Origin of the sequence: Blastomonas sp. AAP53, assembly GCF_000331245.1 — a bacterium.
Classification (GTDB): Bacteria; Pseudomonadota; Alphaproteobacteria; order Sphingomonadales; family Sphingomonadaceae; genus Blastomonas.
In genome coordinates, this window is record NZ_ANFZ01000006.1 from 612,900 (window position 1) to 629,146 (window position 16,247).

A 16,247-nucleotide genomic window follows, 5' to 3' on the forward strand; every position below is an offset into this window, starting at 1 on the left:
TTGTAGGGGCATCAGTTGTCCCCAGCGCGTAGGCGTTGCCCCATTGCCAAGCCACCGCCCGCGCTCTAGGTTCGCTTTTCGTTCCAATTTCATGCGCGGGAAGTTTCCATGGACCTGTGGGTCGCAGTTCTCATCATTGTTGCCCTGATCGCAGGGCTCGCCATCGGCTGGTTCATCGGTGGCAAGCCCGTCACTGATGCACGCGCTGAGCGCGAAGAGGCGCAAACCGCGCTCAAGGCGCTGCAGGAGCAGTTCAACGCCGCGATCCGCGATCTGGCAGGCACAAGCGAACGCGCGAAGCTGGCCGATGATCTGTCCTTGCGGCTGGAGGCGGTTCGCACGGACCATGCCGCGCTCTCGGGTCAGTTGGCTGCCGCTGCCGAACGTGCACGCCAGGCCGATGATCTGGCCGCCCGGCTCGACACGCTGCGCGCAGAGCATGCCGCGTCCGCGCGCGAACTGGCGACGATGAAGGCGGATGCGGCCAATCACGAAAAGCAGGTGCGGCTGCTGGTGGAAGCGCGCGAACAGCTTTCGCAGCAGTTCGGCGAGGTCGGCAACAAGCTGTTGGGTGAGGCGCAGGAGGCGTTTTTGCGCCGCGCCAACGAGCGGTTCGCTCAGTCCGAGGAAAAGAACGAGGAGAAGATCCGCACGCTGCTTGCCCCGGTGGGAGAGCGGCTCAAGACCTATGAGGAGCAGGTCCAGAAGATCGAGGCGACCCGCAGCGAGGCCTATGGCACGCTGACCGGGCTGATCGAGCAGATGCGCGCCGGGCAGGACCGGGTGCAGGCCGAGGCCGCGCGGCTGGTCAACAGCTTGCGCAATGCTCCCAAGGCGCGCGGACGCTGGGGCGAGCAGCAGCTGCGCAACGTGCTCGAAAGCTGCGGGCTTGCCGAACGCACCGATTTCGCGATGGAGGTCAGCCTGGATACCGAAGACGGGCGGCTGCGCCCCGATGCGGTGGTCAAGGTGCCCGGCGGGCGGTCGCTGGTGATCGATGCCAAGGTGTCGCTGAACGCCTATCAGGACGCATTCGGCGCGGATGACGATGGCGCGCGCAAGATCGCGCTCGCGGCGCACTGCGCTTCGATGAAGGCGCATATCGATGGCTTGTCGCGCAAAGCCTATTGGGACCAGTTTTCCGACGCGCCTGACTACGTGATCATGTTCGTCCCCGGCGAGCATTTCCTCTCGGCCGCGCTCGAGCATGACCCGTCGCTGTGGGACCATGCGTTCGACAAGAAGGTACTGCTGGCAACGCCGACCAACCTCGTTGCCATCGCGCGTACGGTGGCGAGCGTCTGGCGGCAGGAAGGGCTGGCGGCAGAGGCCAAGCAGATCGGCCAGCTGGGCAAGGAGCTCTACGACCGGCTCGCGGTCTCCGCCGAGCATTTGAAGCGCGTGGGATCAGGCCTGTCGAGCGCGGTCGGCCATTACAACAAGTTCGTCGGCAGCTTCGAACGCAACGTGCTCTCCACCGGTCGCAAGTTCGCCGCGCTCAACATCGAGACCGGCAAGCGCGAACTGGAAACGATCGACGAGATCGAAGCGCTGCCGCGCTATGGCGACGCCGCGCTGATAGAGGCGGGAGAGGAAGTGAAGGACGCGGCGGAGTGACCTAGGCCCTGTCAGATACAAGCTCTGCGAAGATTTTAGGCCGAGCCAATACGGCAAGATGTTATCGCTTGCGAAATTGGCCGATGGTCAGGTGAACGAGCACTTGTAATACTCGCCCCATAAAGGGCGACATTCAACAAGATCACCGCCGAAAAGTTTTGTCACCCTATCGGGGGCATAGAACTTGCCTGTTTCCTGGTTAAACCCCTCAGCCAGCATCACATCACCGCTAGGGTCAAACACTATCGCAGACCAGTTATCCAGAAAGCCAGCGGGGTTGAAGGCCACGCGGATCGGGGGGCCGAGATCTATGGAATAGATAACGCCTTCGTTCTCGGCATACCATTCCGCTTTCTTAGAGATACGGGCCATATTGACGATGTCTCGGTAATGGCTTTCGTTGACTGCCAATCGAGATAAATCTCCAAGATATTCCCCGGCCCAGAGGACAGGTAGGGCAGTCACTAGCCAAAGAGCAAGCAAGCCCGGGGCCAAAGTCACTGCCAGAGCCTGCTCGCCAAGGTTTTGGCCATACCCAACAACACGGATTCCGCCCCAAAGTTTGAAGCAAGTAACGACGAGCATTACAAATGCTGTTGGGATGCCAACAAAAACAAAAAGGACAAAGCCTAAGCCTACACTCCATGCTCCGATAATTCCTAGAATGAACGGAACGATGGCTGTCAGCAGGAACAAGTGAACCGTATTGCCGGTATAACGGCCTAAAGGTTCGCTCGCCAGAAAGGCAATGATACGGGCTTTTGATGCACTGGGCGAGAACATGGGACTATCCCTAGCTCAGCTGCAGTCGGCGTGAAACCCCGTTACTTCCCCGTGAACTTCTTTGCGAAGCCCATGATGTCGTTGATCGGATTGCCATCGCCGTCCTGATCCAGAAAACCGGTAACCTTCTTCAGCGCATCTTCGCCGCCGACTTGCGCGAGCAGATCGTTGAGCTTGTCCATTGGCAGGCCGGTGGACTGCGCTGCAGAAGCAACCGTGTCGCCGGGTTGAGGTGCGGCCTTGCCCAGGGCGGCCATCGCCGACTGCACCTGCTCTTCGCTCAGGCCCACCTGCTTGGCGAGGCCTGCGATCTTGTCGACGCCGCCCAATTGGCCGACGATGTTGTTGAGAAATTCCATGATTGCGCTCCCCCGGAGTAATGATCGGATGCCCGATGTTATCATGCGGGCTTTGCGCCTGCCATCGCCTTCACGTGGGAAGGGGCGTGAGATCAGGTAAAATCACTGCACGCCGCGCCTCGATCGAGAACAGCCGGTCGCGCGAATAGAAATGCAGCTGCCAGTCGCGTGCGCCTTCGGGGGCATCGAGCAGCATGTTGACCTTGGCCGCCAGTTCCAGTGCGGGATCGACGCGCGTCAGGAACGTTGCGACGCCCACCACATAGCAATGCGTGATCGTCGCGTGGAATCCACTGCTGTCAGTATTGGGCGTGCCGACACTGTCATTGTGCCGCCGGATGATGGTGGGGAAGTCGCGCGCCGCGTCAAGATCGGGCCGCTCGGCGATCAGCCACAGGCACGCGGCGACATGCGCCTCGTGGGTCCATTCGTCGCGCGGCAGGCAAGACGCAATCAGCCGCTCGCCCAGAAGGCGAACGGCTGATGACGATTCAAAAGTGCGTACAGTGTATCCGGTCACGATCGGGCTTTCGTTCAAGAACGCCCGATCTGATCCGGGCAGTATCAGGCGGCAACCGCCTGACGTTGGGGCGCAGCGGCGCGGACCGCTTCGTCGACATGGTCTTCGAACTGCGCGAAATTGTCGATGAACTGGCCGACCAGCTTCTGGGCGGTGGCATCGTATTCCGCCTTGTCCGCCCAGGTGCCGCGCGGATTGAGGATGGCGCTGTCGACACCCGGAACGCTGACCGGAACCTCGAAACCGAAGTTGGGATCGATCTCGAACTGGGTGTTGTTCAGGCTTCCATCGAGCGCAGCATTGAGCAGCGCGCGCGTTGCCTTGATCGGCATGCGGTTGCCGACGCCGTACTTGCCGCCGGTCCAGCCGGTGTTGACCAGCCAGCAGGTAACATTGCCCTTGGCGATGCGTTCCTTGAGCAGGTTGCCATACACAGACGGGTGACGCGGCATGAACGGTGCGCCGAAGCAGGTGGAGAAGGTTGCCGAAGGCTCGGTCACGCCGATTTCGGTGCCGGCGACGCGTGCGGTATAGCCCGACAGGAAGTGGTACATCGCCTGCTCCGCCGTCAGCCGTGCGATCGGAGGCAGCACGCCATAGGCGTCGGCGGTGAGGAAGATGATGTTCTTCGGCACCGGCCCAAGGTTATCTGCCGAGGTGTTGGGGATGAAGTCGATCGGGTACGATCCGCGGCTGTTTTCCGCCAGCGTGTTGTCGGCGAAATCGAGCGTGCGGGTTTCGGGATCCATCACCACGTTTTCGAGCACCGTGCCGAAACGCTGCGTTGTGGCGTAGATTTCCGGCTCGGCCTCGGGCGAAAGGTTGATCATCTTGGCATAGCAGCCGCCTTCGAAGTTGAACACGGCCGTGTCCGACCAGCCATGCTCGTCATCGCCGATCAGCGTGCGGCTGGCATCAGCCGACAGCGTGGTCTTGCCGGTACCCGACAGGCCGAAAAACACTGCGGTGTCGCCTTCGGGGCCGATATTGGCCGAACAGTGCATCGGCATCACGCCCTGGGTGGGCAGCAGATAGTTGAGGATGCCGAAAACCGACTTCTTCATCTCGCCGGCATAGGCGGTGCCACCGATCAGGATCAGCTTTTCGCTGAGGTTCACCGCAACCACGGTTTCGCTGCGGGTGCCGTGGCGGGCCGGATCGGCGCGGAAGCTGGGGAGATCGATGATCGTATATTCGGGCGCAAAGTCGGCCAGCTGGTCGGCGGTCGGGCGGACCAGCAGCGTGCGGATGAACTGGCTGTGCCAGGCGAACTCGTTGATCACGCGGACGTTGACGCGATATTCGGGCTGCGAACCACCGAACAGGTCCTGCACGTACAGCTTCTGCTTTTCGCCGAGGAAGGCGAGGAAATCGGCCTTGAGCGTCGCAAAGTTTTCCGGGGTCATCGACACGTTGGTCTTGCCCCACCAGACGGTGTTTTCGGTCTCTCCATCGCGCACGATGAACTTGTCGCTGGCGCTGCGTCCGGTGTGCTTGCCGGTGGCTACAACCAGGGCGCCGCCCTTGGCCAGCGATCCTTCGCCGTTGCGCAGGGCCTCTTCGACCAGAGCCTCGGTGCCCAGGTTCCAGTGCTGATTTTCGGTTGCGGTAAAGCCTTGATCGGAAAGCGAAACTTTGGATTTGATAGCCACTGCTGAAATACTCCCAATTTGCTGCCGCTCTTGGCTGACCTCGCGCCCAACCTTCAGCCCGCGATTATGTGCGGCGACTCACGCAGCTCAACCCCCGTGATACCAAGCTCCAAGACCACTGGCCGATGATCTGTCAATAGCTGCTACCGGTGTCATAACATGGGTAGTGCAGAGTTATCGTTCACACCCCCAAATGCTGCGGTGCGGCATGCGCCACAAAGCTGTTTACGCTGGCGCTGCGATATGCGACCGGCACCAGGAGTTGATCGAGGAGGATTGAGCCACTCATGGCGGCAGTGATTGCGCTGGTCGACGACGACCGCAACATTCTGACTTCGGTTTCGATTGCACTCCAGGCGGAGGGCTTTGTCACGCGGCTGTACTCTGACGGAGAGGCGGCGCTGAAGGCGATCATCGAAACACCGCCCGATCTGTGCCTGTTCGATATCAAGATGCCGCGCATGGACGGGCTGGAGCTGCTGCGCCGGGTCCGCGAAAGCAGTGCGGTGCCGGTCATCTTCCTGACGTCCAAGGATGAAGAGCTGGACGAGGCACTGGGCCTCGCTATGGGCGCAGACGATTATATCACCAAACCGTTCTCGCAGCGGCTGCTGATTGCGCGGATCAAGGCCATATTGCGCCGCGCAGAGCTGATGCGCGCGCCCGACGCACCCTGCGACCAGCCGGTGGCGGAGCCGATCGTGCGGGGCAGGCTGGAGATGGACCCGGCGCGCCACATGGTCAGCTGGGATGGCTTGAAGGTGACACTGACGGTCACCGAATTCCTGATCCTCGAGGCGCTGGCGGCGCGGCCCGGGGTGGTCAAGAGCCGCAACCAGCTGATGGACGCGGCCTATCAGGACGATGTCTATGTCGATGACCGCACCATCGACAGCCATATCAAGCGCCTGCGCCGGAAATTCCGCGAGGTCGACACCGAATTTTCCGCTATCGATACGCTGTATGGCGCCGGCTACCGTTTCTCAGGAGAATAATCCTCCGGCGCTGCGATTGCGCTGGACCCGCCGGGTGTCGCTGACCTGGCGGATCCTGGCGGTGAACGTGTTCGCTATCGCCATGCTGGGCGGCGGTCTGCTGTATCTCGACAGCTATCGCGAACAGATCATCCAGGAGCGGCTCGAACAGGAGCAGCAGAGCATCTGGCTGCTGGGCCATGCGCTGGAACGGCTGGAGCAGCCCGAGCGGATTGCCATGCTGCGGTCCGTCAGCGATCGGTATGACTCGCGCATCCGGCTGTATGACACGCAAGGCAGGCTGCAGCTGGACAGCTTCACATTGACGCCGCCAACCTATGTCCTGCGCGACCCCGCACAGGAGCCGTGGCAGCGCCATGCCGCGCGCTTGCTCGACCAGGGCTTTGACTGGCTGGTGGATGCGCAGCGCGTGGAGCGGTTTGTCGAGCGCACGCCCGACCGCCTGCAGAACTGGCCTGAGGCCGTGGCGGCGCAGAAGGACCGGTCGGCGCATGCGATGATGCGCTATGCCCCCGACCGCACGCCGATGATCAGCGCGGCGATCGCGCTGCCACGCGGCGATGGCGTGCTGTTCACCAGCGACAATGCGCGCGATATCACGCGCATCGTCCGAGCCGAACGGTTCAACCTGGCGATGATCGTGCTGGGCACCGCTTTGGTCTCGGTGTTGTTCTCTCTGTTCCTGGCGCGGACCATCGTCCAGCCGCTGCGACGACTGGCCTCGGCAGCGGTGCGGGTGCGGCTGGGCCGGGCGCGCGAAGTCGTGGTGCCGCGCTTGCCGTCGCGTGGCGACGAAATCGGCCTGCTCGCCCGCTCGCTATCGGACATGAGCATGGCGCTGCGGCAGAAGATCGATGCAACCGAGGCGTTTGCCGCCGATGTCAGCCATGAGCTCAAGAACCCGCTCGCCTCGTTGCGGTCTGCACTGGAAGGGCTGGCGAGCGTCAAGGACGAGGGGTTGCGCGCGCAATTGTTCGACATAGCATGCAGCGATGTCCGCCGCCTCGACAGGTTGATCACCGACATATCCGAAGCATCGCGCGTCGATGCGCAGCTGACCCGCACCCGGTTCGAGCCCATCGATCTGGGCGAGATGATCGAGAACCTGCTCGAGGTGCGGCAGGTGCGCGGGTTGAACGAGGGGCGCGAAACCGCTTTCGCGCGGCCCCGGCGCGGCGTGGCCGTGGTGATGGGCGAGGGCACAAGGCTGGAGCGGGTCATCTCGAACTTGCTAGACAATGCCGTCTCCTTCTCTCCCCCCGGCGGGTTGGTCCGGATCGAGGCGACGCAGCTGCGTGGCCGTGTGCTGGTGCGCGTGATCGACGAGGGGCCCGGCGTTCAACCCAGCGAACGCGAAGAGATTTTCCGCCGCTTCCACAGTGCCCGGCCAGACGGCGAGGCTTTCGGTCAGCATAGCGGCCTGGGACTGGCCATTGCCCGCACCATCGTGGAAGGGCATCACGGAACCATCACGGTCGAGGATCGCGATGATGGGGCGACGGGCGCGGTGTTCGAGATATGCCTGCCCGCGATGAATCATCAGGAACTGCCCATTTCCCCTGCCTGAAACCGGGGGTAACATGGCACGAGACACAATGCGGGGAGGGCAGGATGAGCCAGGCCGATCACAGCACTTATCCGGCCAGTTGCGTCAGCATCAACGGGCTTGCCATATTGATCAGCGGTGAATCGGGAATCGGCAAGTCCGAACTGGCGCTGGCGCTGATCGATCGCGGAGCGCGGCTGATCAGCGATGATCATACTGCGTTGCGGCCCGAAGGCGGGCGCCTGATCGCATCGCCGGCGCAGAACATCGGCGGGCTGCTCGAGGTCCGCAATCTGGGGCTGCTGCCGATCGCGCCCGGTCCGGACTGCCCGGTGGGCTTGCTGATAGAGCTCAACCGCGCCGCGCCCCGCTGGATCGAGCGGACCCAGCAGCGCACGATCATGGGCATCGGAATTCCTGAAATCCTGCTCGCTCCCGACAGCCATGTGCTGCCGATCAAGGCGGAAATGGCGTTGCAAGCCTATGGGATGAAAGGCTAGGGCAGCGTCATGCGCCGCGCCGTTTTGTGCGCTACGCCAGGGGTGGCAGATGAGCGAATCGAACACAGAGCTGTCAGCGCCTGAACAGCCTGAGCGGCATCGGGTCATGCTGGTGACGGGCCTGTCGGGTGCCGGCAAGACGACGGCGCTCAAGACCCTGGAAGATCTGGGGTGGGAGGCGATCGACAACTTTCCCATCCGGCTGCTGACACGCTTGATGAGCACCCCCCAGGCGATCCGTCAAACGGGGCAGGAGCGGCCGCTGGCGATCGGGTTCGACACCCGTACGAGAGGGTTCGATCCTGGATCAATCGTGCGCCAGGTGCGTGATCTGGAGCGGCGTCCCGATTATGCCATCAGCACGCTGTTTCTGGATTGCGCCGGGCGCGAACTGCAGCGGCGCTATGCCGAAACACGGCGGCGTCATCCGCTGGCGCAGGATCGCTCGGCAGAGGCGGGGATTGCCGAAGAGCGCGAATGGCTGCAGCCGCTGCGGCGCTGGGCGGAAAACGTCATCGATACCACCAGCATGCCAGCCTCGGACCTGCAGCAGGAGATCCGCCGCCGGTTTGCGCTGGAACGGTCACCCACCAGCATCATCATCACCAGCTTCGGCTTTGCGCGCGGCATGCCGCCCAGCGCCGATCTGGTGTTCGACATGCGGTTTCTGCGCAATCCCTATTGGGACCGGTCGCTGCGGGACATGACCGGACTGGATGCGCCGGTGGGAGAGTTCGTCCGGAAGGACGAAGCCTATCAGGGTGCTGTCGACCGCATTGTCGACCTTCTCGCCTTTCTGCTGCCGCGCTACCAGGCCGGAGCCAAGGCCTATGTGCATATCGCCATCGGGTGTACCGGGGGGAGACACCGGTCGGTGTTCGTCGCGCAGGAGATCACCAAACGCTTGCAAGCAGCGGGCTTTTGTCCCACTGTCCAGCATCGCAATCTGACGTCGCGACCCACAGATGCCATAGAAGAAAGCCCTGTACCGCCGCAGTGACAGCGACGTTCCGCCGGGCAGGAGAGAGTTCGAAAAAGCGGCGCACGGGTCCGCACGACGTCTGCAACCCAAGTTTCAAGATATAACAATTGGTACAAGAACCCCCCATGATCGGACTCATTCTCGTCACCCATGGACGGCTCGCGCAGGAATTTCTGGTCGCGATGGAACATGTGGTCGGCAAGCAGCAGAACATTGAAACCATCGCCATCGGCCCGAACGATGACATGGAACAGCGCCGCGCGGACATTGCCGCTGCGATTGCCAAGGTCGATCAGGGCAAGGGCGTGATCGTGCTCACCGATCTGTTCGGCGGCACCCCGTCGAACCTGGCGATCTCGCTGCTCGAGGCCGGCCGGGTGGAGGTCATCGCGGGCGTCAATCTGCCGATGCTGATCCGGCTGGAAGGTGCGCGTCGATCGATGAACGTGCGCGATGCCGTCGCCGCCGCGCGCGATGCCGGGCAGAAATATATCAGCGTCGCCTCTGACCTGCTGGGGCAGGAAAGCGCACAATGAGCGAACAGACGGTCGTGATCACCAACGCGCGCGGCCTGCACGCACGCGCCAGCGCGAAGTTCGTGACCGCCGTATCGCGCCTGCCGGAAACCGTACAGGTGCATGTCAGCAAGGATGACAACTCCGTCACCGGCAGCTCGATCATGGGCCTGATGATGCTGGGCGCGGCGCGCGGCGACAGCATCACGATCCGCGTCGAGGGCGAAGGGGCGGATGCCGCGCTGTTGAAGCTGGTCGGCCTGGTGATGGACGGTTTCGGCGAGGACTGATCGTCCTGCCTGCAGCACCATGACCATCGAACGCCACCTCATCACCGGTTTTTCCAACCCTGCGGTCAAGGCCGCGCGGGCGCTGCGCGAGAAAAAGCATCGCAAGCGCGAAGAGCGGTTTCTCGCCGAAGGCTTGCGGTTGCTGACCGAGGCGCTTGAAGCCGGAATCGTTCCTGAAGCCCTGTGGCTGGGCCAGCAGCGCGATCCGCATCCCCTGGTCGATGCGCTCGAGCGCGCCGTGGCCGAGGCGGGCGGTACGATCTACGAGACCACGACCGACATTCTCTCCAAGATTTCCGGCAAGGATAATCCCCAGACTGTGCTCGGCGTGTTCGCAGATTTGCCAACCGCGCTCGAGGGGCTGGACCGCAGCCGGTCGGGCATCTGGCTGGTCGCGCAGTCGATGCGCGATCCGGGCAATCTGGGCACGATGCTGCGCACCTGCGATGCGGTCGGTGCAGGCGGCCTGATCCTCGTCGACCAGTCTGTCGATCCGTTTTCGGTCGAGGCGGTGCGCGCCAGCATGGGCGCGGTGTTTACCGTTCCGCTGGCGCAGGCCGGGTGGGACGAGTTCATCGCATGGCTGCGCAGCGGGCCGGGGCAACTGGTCGGCACCAGCCTCAACACCCGTTTCGACTATCGCGGCGCGGACTATGCGTCGCCCTGCTTCCTGCTGATCGGCAACGAAGCGCAGGGCTTGCCCGGCGATTATGAGCAGGCCTGCGATCTGCTGGTCAAGATCCCCATGCTGGGCAAGGCCGACAGCCTCAACGCCGCCGTTGCCGGCGCCGTCATGGCCTATGAGGTGCTGGCGCGGCAGGGGTGATGCCCCCCGCCGCGCGCATCATGCATCAATGCCGGAAGTGGCGCATTCCGGTGAACACCATCGCCAGGCCTGCTTCATCTGCCGCTGCAATCACTTCGTCATCGCGCATCGATCCGCCCGGCTGGATGACCGCCGTTGCGCCTGCTTCCACCGCAGCCAGCAAGCCGTCGGCAAAGGGGAAGAACGCATCGGAGGCGACTGAAGACCCGACGGTGCGCGGCTCAGACCAACCATAGGTTTCGGCCGCTTCGCGCGCCTTGGCAGCCGCAATCCGCGCGGAATCGCGGCGGTTCATCTGGCCTGCACCGATCCCGGCGGTCGCGCCATCCTTGGCATAGACGATCGCGTTCGACTTGACGTGCTTGCCCACGGTCCAGGCGAACAGGCAGTCGGTCAGCTCCTGCTCGGTCGGAGCACGTTTGGTGACCACCTTCAGATCGTCGCGCGTGATGCGGCCATTGTCGCGCGACTGCACCAGCGCACCGCCCGCGATCGTGCGCAGCGCAATGCCGCCGCGCGTAGGGTCGGGCAGGTCGCCGGTGAGGATCAGGCGCAGGTTCTTTTTCTTCGCGAACACCGCCTTGGCGGCGTCATCGGCATCGGGGGCGCACACGACTTCGGTGAAGATGTCGCTGATCGCCTCTGCCGTGGGGCCATCGAGCGGACGGTTGACCGCGATGATGCCGCCAAAGGCCGAGACGCTGTCGCACTGCAACGCCGCCTTGTAGGCGCTGACCAGATCGTCGCCGCTCGCCACGCCGCAGGGGTTGGCATGCTTGACGATGACCACAGTCGGCGGTCCGTCGCGGAATTCGGCGACCAGTTCGAGTGCGGCATCGGCATCGTTCAGGTTGTTGAAGCTCAGCTCCTTGCCCTGCACCTGGCGGTGATCGGCGAGCGAACCATCGGGCGCAAAGGCGGGCAGATACAGCGCCGCGCTCTGGTGCGGGTTTTCGCCATAGCGCAGCGCCTGGCCCTTGCGGAACGAGACCGACAGCTTCTCCGGATACATCTCGCCCTGATCGGCAAAGGCGAACCAGCTGGCGATCATCGAGTCATATTCCGCTGTGGCGGCATAGGCCTTGGCGGCGAGCTTGCGGCGGAAGGAAAGCGTGGTCGATCCACCGCTCGATTCCATCTCTGCGGTCAGCGTCGCGTAATCGGCCGGATCGGTGACGATGGCGACAAAAGCGTGGTTCTTGGCCGCCGAACGCACCATCGAAGGCCCGCCGATATCGATATTCTCGATGATCTCGTCGCGCTCGGCGCCCTTGGCGACGGTCGCGGCGAAGGGATAGAGGTTGACCACGACCAGATCGATCGCGCCGATACCGTGCGTTTCCATCGCCGCAACGTGCTCGGCATTGTCGCGCACCGCGAGCAGTCCGCCATGCACCATCGGGTGCAGCGTCTTGACGCGGCCGTCCATCATCTCGGGAAAATCGGTGATCTCGGAGATGTCGCGCACCGTCAGCCCGGCATCGCGCAGCGCCTTGGCGGTGCCGCCGGTGGAAATCAGCTCCACGCCGTGCGCTGCCAGAGTGGCCCCGAGTTCAGCCAGGCCGCTTTTGTCAGAGACGGAAAGCAGCGCGCGTTTGATCGCAATGTCGGTCAATTTCGTTATCCCATATGCTTGATAAGCCAGCCATAATTGCCGCCGCCACCCGATGCGGTGCCGGACAGGACAATTTGCTGGCTGGGTCTGATATTCCCGTGTTCATCCACCCACAGGCTGTCTTCGAGAGTCACCTTGCTGGCAGCCGAGCGGAACTGCCACAGCGAGCCATCGGCCACGCGCAGGAACACGCCCCAGCCATCGGTCGCCGGATGCGCTTCGACATCCATCCCCAGATGAAAGCGGATGGCGAAGGGCGCTTCGGCCGGCTTGGTACGGCCCATGCCCCGCTTGGGCACCGGCAGCAGCACATCTTCGCCGCGCAGCTCGCGGCCATCGGCGCGCAGCACCAGCAGGCGCCGGTGGATCATGCCATAGCGCCGGGCATAGCCATCGTGCGTCATGTCCAGCCGCACCGCATCATCGGTGTCGCGGCGATCGAGTTCGACAAGGCCGACGCCCTTGCCCAGCTGCCCCTTGGGCAGCACCGCAGTGCTGTTGGTGTCATCAAGGCACAGCGTGGAATGGGCGGCCGTTGCGCGCAGGCCCTTGGCCAGCGACGGCGGATAATCGGGGCCAATCGCGCTTGCACCGCCGCAATTGACGATCAGCCGATGCGGGCCGTGGCTCATTTCAAACGCCAGGGTCGATGCACAGCCCATGATCGCGTGGCGCGCCATCGCCGGGGTTCCGGCATCGACCAGCACCACCGTGCGGCCGGCGGGAATACGCTGATAGCCCCAATGGCGGGCTTCGCGCAGCGGTCGCGACCGGACGCCACTTGCCCGCATCAGCGTCGCCATGGTGTCGGCTGAAACGCCCGGTGCGCCCTGCCAGCTGCCCAGGCTGCCGTCGTGATGCGTGAGCCCCTGCAGCGCGGGTACTGCGCGTGTCAGTGCCAGTTCTACGATGGGAGACAGCAGCTCGCCACGGGCGGCATAAACCGAGCGCAGCATCGACAGCACCCGGATCGCCTCGATCTGGGCAAGCGGTGAGCGCGACAGCGCGCCGCCATCATCACCCATGAAGCCCTCGATCGCGCGCTTGAGGCCGGCCTCGCCGAAGATGCGGCGCGGTTCGCCGTCGGGCAGCAGCAGCGCTGCGGCGACGACGCCGGCCCAGGCGGTCAGCCGCGCCAGTCCCTCGGGTGCCTTGTCGGCGACATGATCGAGGTGACGCGCTGTGCTTGCAAAGTTGCGAAGCACCCGCGAGCGATAGACGAGGTCGCTGCTCGACAGGATCAGCGGTGCGTGCGCAGCGCAATTGATGATCCGGCGCGCTGCCAGATCTGCCCGCCATGCCGGATCGGACACGGTTTCCAGATGGGCATCGAGCCACTGGTTGACCAGCCGTTCGGCGATCGGGACGCAGGTGCCGCGCGGTGCGGCTGCCGCCAGATCGCGCAGCCAGGCAAAACTGTGAATATAATCGAGCGCCTCGTTGGGCGCCTGCAAAGTTGCGAAATTGAGCTGGGCGATCTCGATCTTCGCGCCGGCAATCTGGAAGAATCCGGCCCGAATGGCCTTGCCGCGGCGGGCATCACCGGTGAATGGATCGTCGGGAGCTGCCAGTAGCCGCAGCGGTGACCTGCCCTTGAGCCGCAATTTGTGCAACGGCGTGCGCCAGGTCAGGCGGTAGAAGTAATGCACCAAGCTTTCGGTCAGCGACAGGCCCCGGTCGTTTTCGACGCGCACCAGCTGCTTGCGCTCACTTAGGCCAACAGCCTGGCCGGAATTGATCAGATCCGGTCGGGTTTCCGGTTCGCTCGAGCCGATCAATGGAAGACGACGGTCGGATTCGCTGGACTGGGCAGCAAGGGCGCCTGTCCGGCGGCTATCGGACAGGACATCGCTCATTGACCTTTGAGCGCCCGAATGTTGGCGGCGTAGCAGTCTGGACCGCCCTTGAACGTTGCGGTGCCGGCCACCAGCACGTTAGCCCCCGCATTGACCGCCTGGGGCGCGGTGATGGTATCTATTCCGCCATCCACCTCCAGATCGATCGTGCGTCCCGATTTCTCGATCATCTTGGCAATCGCCTCGATCTTGCGCAGCTGGCTGGAGATGAAACTCTGTCCGCCGAAGCCCGGGTTGACGCTCATCACCAGCACCAGATCGACGTCATCGATGAGGTAATCCAGCATCTTGGCCGGAGTCGCGGGGTTCAGTACCACGCCGGCCTTCTTGCCCAGAGACTTGATGAACTGGACGGTGCGGTGGATATGCGGTCCGGCCTCGGGGTGGACGGTGATGATGTCGGCGCCGGCATCGGCAAACGCCTGAACGTACAGATCGACCGGTGAGATCATCAGATGCACGTCGAAGGTCTTGCTGGTGTGCGGCCGCAATGCTTTCACCACCGCAGGGCCAATGGTGATGTTGGGCACGAAATGGCCGTCCATCACATCGATGTGGATCCAGTCAGCGCCAGCGGCGTCGATGGCGCGCACTTCCTCGCCCAGCTTGGCGAAATCGGCGGACAGAATGGACGGAGCTATCAATGGTGGATGCGGCATAGGCTTTGTCGCTTAACCCTCAACATGTTGTGGAGCAAGGCATCTCGGCGCTCTTTTCCACATGATTTGCCATTCTGCCCCGATCAGGGGCGATGCCGCAACCTGGCCATGAAGAAGCCGTCGAGACCGCCTGCATCGGTGAGCATGCCGGGCAGGGTCCGCACCTGACCGAGCGCATCGGGGGCGACGCCATCGGGAAGCTCGTCGGCGCGCACCGGATCGAGCGTGAAGCGGCTGTCCTGGCTGAGGAACTGCGCGACGACATTCTCGCCCTCTGCGCGTTCGAGTGAACAGACTGCATAGACCAGCACGCCGCCCGGCTTGACCCAGTTGGCGGCGCGCTCCAGCAGCACGGCCTGTTGTTCGGCGCGTTCCTCGATATGGCGCGGGGCGATGCGATAGAGCACATCCGGGTGACGGCGGAAGATGCCGGTGGCGCTGCACGGCGCATCGAGCAGCACCGCATCGGCCTGCGCATCGGGACGCCATTCGAGCAGGTTGGCTGTCACGGTGTCCGCTTCCAGCCCGGTGCGCTTGAGGTTCTGCCGCAGCCGCCGCAGCCGCTTTTCCGAATTGTCGAGCGCGGTCACCTGCCATCCTGCGGCAGCCAGCTGCATCGTCTTGCCGCCGGGTGCGGCACACAGATCGAGCACATGGCCGCCACGGCTGGTGCCCAGCAAGCGCGCAGGCAGGCTGGCGGCAATGTCCTGCACCCACCAGCCGCCAGCCTCGAAACCGGGGATCAGTTCGACCGCGCCGCCACGCGGCAGGCGGACATGGCCGGGAATCAGGCTGATGCCGCCCAGTTCCTGTGCCAACGCGTCGGTGCCGGCGGCATCGGCCAGCGTCAGGTCGAGCGGCGGCGGCATGCCCAATGCCGCCCCAGCGGCCTCGACCATAGGCTCGCCCCATGCTGGCATCCAGCGGTTTGCGGTCGCCGGCGGCAGCTCGGGTGCAGGCAGGGTGGCGCCGGCGCGCATCAGGCTGCCGAACACGCCATGTGCCAGCTTGCGCGGGCCGCCCTGCAACAGCGGCAGCGCGGTGGCGATGGTAGCGTGCGGAGGTGTTTCCAGCGCCAGCGTCTGCGCCAGCATGATGCGCAGCACCATCCGCGCCTTGGCATCTTCGGCCAGCGGCAGGCGGGTCATGCTGTCGATCATAAGGTCGAGGCCGGGCAGGTGGCGCAGCACTTCGCCGGCAATCGCCATCGCCAGCGCGCGATCCGACCGTTCGTCGATACCCTGACAGGCGGCGTGCTGCGCGACGTCGAGAGATTCCCCGCGGCGCATCACGGCGTCCAGCATGCGCAGGGCCGCCTGGCGCGCGGGCAGGCCGGGGGTGGGGTCGGGAGCGGAGGTGCGATTGTTCATGCGGGCGCGTTAGGCGCAAATCGCGCCGCGGTTAAGCCCCCTTCTAAAATCCTCCCACAGCTTGCTGGGGGAGGGGGACCGCCCGCGAAGCGGGTGGTGGAGGGGCAGCGGGGTCGTAATACCGATTGGACGCCGTGCCATCCCGCTTCCCCCCCCCCCCCC

At 63.9% G+C, this 16,247-nt stretch carries 16 protein-coding genes; 8 read left to right on the forward strand and 8 right to left on the reverse strand.

What is annotated here, in order from left to right:
* The first annotated feature begins 108 nt into the window (after positions 1 to 108).
* Complete coding sequence (gene rmuC, locus D618_RS0105920; RefSeq protein ID WP_017670577.1) at positions 109 to 1,617, forward strand: DNA recombination protein RmuC; 1,509 nt, start codon at positions 109 to 111, stop codon at positions 1,615 to 1,617.
* 87 nt (positions 1,618 to 1,704) lie between these two features.
* On the opposite strand, the gene D618_RS0105925 is transcribed toward rmuC, so the two are convergent.
* The 4 genes from D618_RS0105925 to D618_RS0105940 all read right to left on the reverse strand — a co-directional run bounded on the left by D618_RS0105925 (position 1,705) and on the right by D618_RS0105940 (position 4,931).
* Complete coding sequence (locus tag D618_RS0105925; protein ID WP_152414545.1) at positions 1,705 to 2,400, reverse strand: hypothetical protein; 696 nt, start codon at positions 2,398 to 2,400, stop codon at positions 1,705 to 1,707.
* 41 nt (positions 2,401 to 2,441) lie between these two features.
* Positions 2,442 to 2,759, reverse strand: a complete 318-nt coding sequence (locus D618_RS0105930) for a hypothetical protein (RefSeq protein ID WP_017670579.1) — start codon at positions 2,757 to 2,759, stop codon at positions 2,442 to 2,444.
* 70 nt (positions 2,760 to 2,829) lie between these two features.
* Positions 2,830 to 3,297: a hypothetical protein gene (locus D618_RS0105935; RefSeq protein ID WP_017670580.1), complete on the reverse strand. Its 468-nt coding sequence runs from the start codon at positions 3,295 to 3,297 to the stop codon at positions 2,830 to 2,832.
* Positions 3,298 to 3,323: 26 nt separating this feature from the next.
* Positions 3,324 to 4,931 (reverse strand): phosphoenolpyruvate carboxykinase, encoded by a 1,608-nt coding sequence (locus D618_RS0105940; RefSeq protein WP_017670581.1) that lies wholly within the window; start codon positions 4,929 to 4,931, stop codon positions 3,324 to 3,326.
* Between the two features lie 287 nt (positions 4,932 to 5,218).
* Here D618_RS0105940 and D618_RS0105945 point away from each other — a divergent pair, with 287 nt between their 5' ends.
* The 7 genes from D618_RS0105945 to D618_RS0105975 all read left to right on the forward strand — a co-directional run bounded on the left by D618_RS0105945 (position 5,219) and on the right by D618_RS0105975 (position 10,585).
* Positions 5,219 to 5,926, forward strand: a complete 708-nt coding sequence (locus D618_RS0105945) for a response regulator transcription factor (RefSeq protein WP_017670582.1) — start codon at positions 5,219 to 5,221, stop codon at positions 5,924 to 5,926.
* Positions 5,895 to 7,493: a stimulus-sensing domain-containing protein gene (locus tag D618_RS0105950; protein ID WP_026091353.1), complete on the forward strand. Its 1,599-nt coding sequence runs from the start codon at positions 5,895 to 5,897 to the stop codon at positions 7,491 to 7,493. Before D618_RS0105945 ends, D618_RS0105950 begins: the two co-directional genes overlap by 32 nt.
* Before the next feature lie 44 nt (positions 7,494 to 7,537).
* A complete protein-coding gene (locus D618_RS0105955; protein ID WP_017670584.1) occupies positions 7,538 to 7,972 on the forward strand; it encodes an HPr kinase/phosphatase C-terminal domain-containing protein in 435 nt (144 codons plus the stop codon).
* A 49-nt stretch (positions 7,973 to 8,021) separates the two neighbouring features.
* Positions 8,022 to 8,972 (forward strand): RNase adapter RapZ, encoded by a 951-nt coding sequence (gene rapZ, locus D618_RS0105960; protein ID WP_017670585.1) that lies wholly within the window; start codon positions 8,022 to 8,024, stop codon positions 8,970 to 8,972.
* Between the two features lie 107 nt (positions 8,973 to 9,079).
* Complete coding sequence (locus tag D618_RS0105965) at positions 9,080 to 9,490, forward strand: PTS sugar transporter subunit IIA (RefSeq protein ID WP_017670586.1); 411 nt, start codon at positions 9,080 to 9,082, stop codon at positions 9,488 to 9,490.
* Positions 9,487 to 9,759 (forward strand): HPr family phosphocarrier protein, encoded by a 273-nt coding sequence (locus D618_RS0105970; protein ID WP_017670587.1) that lies wholly within the window; start codon positions 9,487 to 9,489, stop codon positions 9,757 to 9,759. The genes D618_RS0105965 and D618_RS0105970 overlap by 4 nt, the downstream gene beginning before the upstream one ends.
* A 19-nt stretch (positions 9,760 to 9,778) precedes the next feature.
* Complete coding sequence (locus D618_RS0105975; RefSeq protein WP_017670588.1) at positions 9,779 to 10,585, forward strand: RNA methyltransferase; 807 nt, start codon at positions 9,779 to 9,781, stop codon at positions 10,583 to 10,585.
* 25 nt (positions 10,586 to 10,610) lie between these two features.
* Here the strand turns inward: D618_RS0105975 and purH are convergent, their stop codons facing one another.
* The 4 genes from purH to D618_RS0105995 form a co-directional block, all read right to left on the reverse strand.
* Positions 10,611 to 12,200: a bifunctional phosphoribosylaminoimidazolecarboxamide formyltransferase/IMP cyclohydrolase gene (gene purH / locus D618_RS0105980; RefSeq protein WP_017670589.1), complete on the reverse strand. Its 1,590-nt coding sequence runs from the start codon at positions 12,198 to 12,200 to the stop codon at positions 10,611 to 10,613.
* A 5-nt stretch (positions 12,201 to 12,205) separates the two neighbouring features.
* Positions 12,206 to 14,056 carry a heparinase II/III family protein gene (locus tag D618_RS0105985; protein WP_017670590.1) on the reverse strand — a complete coding sequence of 617 codons (1,851 nt, stop codon included), beginning with the start codon at positions 14,054 to 14,056 and terminating at the stop codon, positions 12,206 to 12,208.
* Positions 14,053 to 14,715 carry a ribulose-phosphate 3-epimerase gene (gene rpe / locus D618_RS0105990; RefSeq protein WP_017670591.1) on the reverse strand — a complete coding sequence of 221 codons (663 nt, stop codon included), beginning with the start codon at positions 14,713 to 14,715 and terminating at the stop codon, positions 14,053 to 14,055. The genes D618_RS0105985 and rpe overlap by 4 nt, the downstream gene beginning before the upstream one ends.
* Before the next feature lie 83 nt (positions 14,716 to 14,798).
* On the reverse strand, positions 14,799 to 16,085 hold the full coding sequence (locus tag D618_RS0105995) for an RsmB/NOP family class I SAM-dependent RNA methyltransferase (RefSeq protein WP_017670592.1): 1,287 nt from the start codon (positions 16,083 to 16,085) through the stop codon (positions 14,799 to 14,801).
* Positions 16,086 to 16,247: the final 162 nt, after the last annotated feature.

What these genes read in the sequence shown, in the direction of transcription:
- rmuC (WP_017670577.1), top strand. Translation starts at nt 109, where the DNA reads ATGGACCTGTGGGTCGCAGTTCTCATCATTGTTGCCCTGATCGCAGGG.
- D618_RS0105925 (WP_152414545.1), bottom strand. Translation starts at nt 2,400, where the DNA reads ATGTTCTCGCCCAGTGCATCAAAAGCCCGTATCATTGCCTTTCTGGCG.
- D618_RS0105930 (WP_017670579.1), bottom strand. Translation starts at nt 2,759, where the DNA reads ATGGAATTTCTCAACAACATCGTCGGCCAATTGGGCGGCGTCGACAAG.
- D618_RS0105945 (WP_017670582.1), top strand. Translation starts at nt 5,219, where the DNA reads ATGGCGGCAGTGATTGCGCTGGTCGACGACGACCGCAACATTCTGACT.
- D618_RS0105950 (WP_026091353.1), top strand. Translation starts at nt 5,895, where the DNA reads ATGGCGCCGGCTACCGTTTCTCAGGAGAATAATCCTCCGGCGCTGCGA.
- D618_RS0105955 (WP_017670584.1), top strand. Translation starts at nt 7,538, where the DNA reads ATGAGCCAGGCCGATCACAGCACTTATCCGGCCAGTTGCGTCAGCATC.
- rapZ (WP_017670585.1), top strand. Translation starts at nt 8,022, where the DNA reads ATGAGCGAATCGAACACAGAGCTGTCAGCGCCTGAACAGCCTGAGCGG.
- D618_RS0105965 (WP_017670586.1), top strand. Translation starts at nt 9,080, where the DNA reads ATGATCGGACTCATTCTCGTCACCCATGGACGGCTCGCGCAGGAATTT.
- D618_RS0105970 (WP_017670587.1), top strand. Translation starts at nt 9,487, where the DNA reads ATGAGCGAACAGACGGTCGTGATCACCAACGCGCGCGGCCTGCACGCA.
- D618_RS0105975 (WP_017670588.1), top strand. Translation starts at nt 9,779, where the DNA reads ATGACCATCGAACGCCACCTCATCACCGGTTTTTCCAACCCTGCGGTC.
- D618_RS0105985 (WP_017670590.1), bottom strand. Translation starts at nt 14,056, where the DNA reads ATGAGCGATGTCCTGTCCGATAGCCGCCGGACAGGCGCCCTTGCTGCC.
- rpe (WP_017670591.1), bottom strand. Translation starts at nt 14,715, where the DNA reads ATGCCGCATCCACCATTGATAGCTCCGTCCATTCTGTCCGCCGATTTC.
- D618_RS0105995 (WP_017670592.1), bottom strand. Translation starts at nt 16,085, where the DNA reads ATGAACAATCGCACCTCCGCTCCCGACCCCACCCCCGGCCTGCCCGCG.